The 3,300-nt window shown below is 70.8% G+C and carries 3 protein-coding genes; all 3 read left to right on the top strand.

Annotation, left to right across the window (positions count from 1 at the left end; translation table 11 throughout):
* A partial coding sequence (locus AC2VNT_RS09595; protein ID WP_486946636.1) for an alpha/beta hydrolase occupies positions 1-717 on the top strand: 717 nt, incomplete at its 5' end.
* Positions 718-752: 35 nt separating this feature from the next.
* A complete protein-coding gene (locus AC2VNT_RS09590; RefSeq protein WP_486946635.1) occupies positions 753-2,147 on the top strand; it encodes a cystathionine beta-synthase in 1,395 nt (464 codons plus the stop codon).
* A 33-nt stretch (positions 2,148-2,180) separates the two neighbouring features.
* On the top strand, positions 2,181-3,300 hold a 1,120-nt coding region (locus tag AC2VNT_RS09585), incomplete at its 3' end, for a cystathionine gamma-synthase (RefSeq protein ID WP_486946634.1).

The raw sequence follows: 3,300 nt of genomic DNA, 5'->3' as shown, positions 1-3,300 counted from the left end.
GACGGGACCCGGCGAATCGTGCTGTACATGCACGGCGGGGCGTTTCTGACCTGCGGAGCCAACACCCATGGCCGGCTGGTCACCAAGCTGTCCAAGTATGCCGACAGCCCGGTGCTGGTGGTGGAGTACCGGATGATCCCCAAGCACTCCATCGACGACGCGATCGACGACTGCTACGACGCCTACCGGTGGCTGCGCAGCCAGGGTTACGGACCCGACCAGATCGTGCTGGCCGGTGACTCCGCCGGCGGCTACCTCTCGCTGGCCCTGGCCGAACGGCTGCACGCCGAAGGCGAGGACCCGGCCGCGATCGTGGCGATGTCACCGCTGCTGCAGATCGAGAAGGAAGCCAAGCAGAACCATCCGAACATCAACGCGGGGGAGATCATCCCGCCCAAAGCGTTCGACGCGTTCGTCGACCTGGTCACCCTGGCCGCCGAACGCGACCGGAAGCACGGCCATCCCGCAGAAGTCTGCGAACCGCTGGAGCACGTCGAACCCGGCCTGCCGCGCACCCTGATCCACGTCTCCGGCTCGGAGGTGCTGTTGCACGACGCCCGGCTGGCCGCCCGGCTGCTTGCCTCGGCCGGGGTGCCGGTCGAGGTGCGGGTCTGGCCCGGCCAGATCCACGTCTTCCAGATCGCCGCGCCGTGGGTGCCGGAGGCCACCCGCTCGCTGCGGCAGATCGGCGAATACATCCGCGAAGCCACCGGCTGACGCGCCCCGGCCGATCACCTGTCACCATTGCAGGCATGCGGATCGCAGGCCACATCAGTGAACTCATCGGCAACACCCCGCTGGTCCGGCTGAATTCGGTCGTCCCGGCCGGGGCGGGACAGGTGGTGGCCAAGGTCGAGTACCTCCACCCCGGGGCGAGCTCCAAGGATCGCATCGCGGCGAAGATGATCGACGCCGCCGAGGCCAGCGGCGCGCTGAAGCCCGGCGGCACCATCGTCGAACCGACCTCCGGCAACACCGGCGTCGGCCTGGCGTTGGTCGCCCAGCAACGCGGGTACCGGTGCGTCTTCGTCTGCCCGGACAAGGTCAGTGAGGACAAGCAGAACGTGCTGCGAGCCTACGGCGCCGAAGTGGTGGTCTGCCCGACGGCGGTGCCGCCGGACCATCCGGACAGCTACTACAGCGTCTCCAACCGGCTGACCGCCGAGATCGACGGAGCCTGGAAACCCGACCAGTACTCCAACCCGGCCGGCCCGGACAGCCACTACGAGACCACCGGCCCGGAGATCTGGGCCGACACCGACGGGAAGGTCACCCACTTCGTCGCTGGGATCGGCACCGGCGGCACCATCACCGGCACCGGCCGCTACCTCAAGGAGGTGTCGCGCGGCGGCGTGCGGATCGTCGGCGTCGACCCGGAGGGCTCGGTGTACTCCGGCGGCAGCGGGCGGCCCTACTTGGTCGAGGGCGTCGGTGAGGATTTCTGGCCGGAGGCCTACGACCGCCGCGTCCCCGACGAGGTGATCGCGGTCTCCGACGCCGACTCGTTCGAGATGACCCGGCGGCTGGCCCGCGAGGAGGCGATGCTGGTCGGCGGCTCCTGCGGGATGGCGGTGGTGGCCGCGGTGGAGGTGGCGGTCAAGGCCGGGCCGGATGCGCTGGTCGTGGTGCTGCTGCCGGACGGCGGCCGCGGCTATCTGTCGAAGATCTTCAACGACGCGTGGATGTCGTCGTACGGTTTCCTGCGCTCCCGGCTGGACGGATCGACCGCGCAGCAGACCGTCAGCGACGTGCTGCGCGGCAAGTCCGGGATGCTGCCGGATCTGGTGCACACCCACCCGTCGGAGACGGTGCGCGACGCGATCGGGATCCTGCGCGAATACGGGGTCTCCCAGATGCCGGTTGTCGGCGCCGAGCCGCCGGTGATGATCGGCGAGGTGGCCGGCAGCGTCTCCGAGCGGGAGCTGCTCTCGGCGGTTTTCGAGGGCCGCGCCCAGCTCGCCGACGCGGTGGCCAAGCACATGGGTCCGCCGCTGCCGCTGATCGGATCCGGCGAGCTGGTCAGCGTGGCGGCCCGGACGTTGCGGGAGTTTGACGCGGTGATGGTCGTCGAGGAGGGCAAGCCGGTGGGAGTGATCACCCGCCACGACCTGTTGGGTTTCCTGTCCGCCGGCGGGAGCGGGCGGTGAACCGTGGCCGGTGCGCCGTTAGGCTGACCGGCGATGAGTGAACACCCCAAGCCGTCCCGCGGCCTGTCCACCACCGCCATCCACGCCGGCTTCCGGCCCGATCCGGCCACCGGGGCGGTGAACGCGCCGATCTACGCCAGCAGCACGTTCGCCCAGGACGGCGTCGGCGGGCTGCGCGGCGGCTACGAGTACGCCCGCACCGGCAACCCGACCCGCAGTGCGCTGGAGTCGGCGCTGGCCGCGGTCGAGGCGGGCCGGTTCGGCCGGGTGTTCGGCTCCGGGATGGCCGCCACCGACTGCGCGCTGCGGGCGCTGCTGCGCCCCGGCGACCACCTGGTGATCCCCGACGACGCCTACGGCGGCACGTTCCGGCTGATCGACAAGGTCTTCACCGACTGGGGGGTGAGCTACACCCCGGTCGCCCTCTCCGATCTGGACGCGGTGCGCGCCGCGCTCACCGACACCACCCGGCTGATCTGGGTGGAGACCCCCACCAACCCGCTGCTGTCGATAACCGACATCGAAGCGATCGCCTTGATCGGCCACGACGCCGGCGCAAAGGTGTTGGGGGACAACACGTTCGCCTCACCGGCGCTGCAGCAGCCGCTGACGCTCGGCGCCGACGTGGTGCTGCACTCGACCACCAAGTACATCGGCGGGCACTCCGACGTGGTGGGCGGTGCGCTGGTCACCGCCGACGCGGAGCTGGACGAGGCGTTCGCCTTCCTGCAGAACGGCGCCGGCGCGGTGGCCGGTCCGTTCGACGCCTACCTGACCCTGCGCGGGCTGAAGACGCTGGTGCTGCGGATGCAGCGGCACTGCGAGAACGCGGCCGCCGTGGCCGAGTTTCTCACCCGGCAGCCGTCGGTGGCCGTCGTGCTGTATCCGGGCCTGCCCGACCACCCGGGCCACGCCGTGGCGGCCAGGCAGATGAGCGGGTTCGGCGGGATGGTGTCGGTGCGGATGCGCGGCGGCCGGCAGGCCGCCCAGCAGCTGTGCGCGCGCACCGAGGTGTTCATCCTGGCCGAGTCGCTGGGCGGGGTGGAGTCGCTGATCGAGCACCCGGGCGCGATGACGCACGCGTCGACCGCCGGCTCACAGCTGGAGGTCCCCGACGACCTGGTGCGGCTGTCGGTCGGCATCGAAGACGTCG

This window comes from Mycobacterium sp. TH-M15 (genome assembly GCF_057473705.1).
The sequence above is the reverse complement of the archived record's forward strand: the minus strand, read 5'-3'. Positions and strand labels throughout refer to the sequence as shown.

Bases quoted from the DNA above. Each gene is read 5' to 3' on its own strand.
- AC2VNT_RS09590 (WP_486946635.1), top strand. From the start codon at position 753: ATGCGGATCGCAGGCCACATCAGTGAACTCATCGGCAACACCCCGCTG.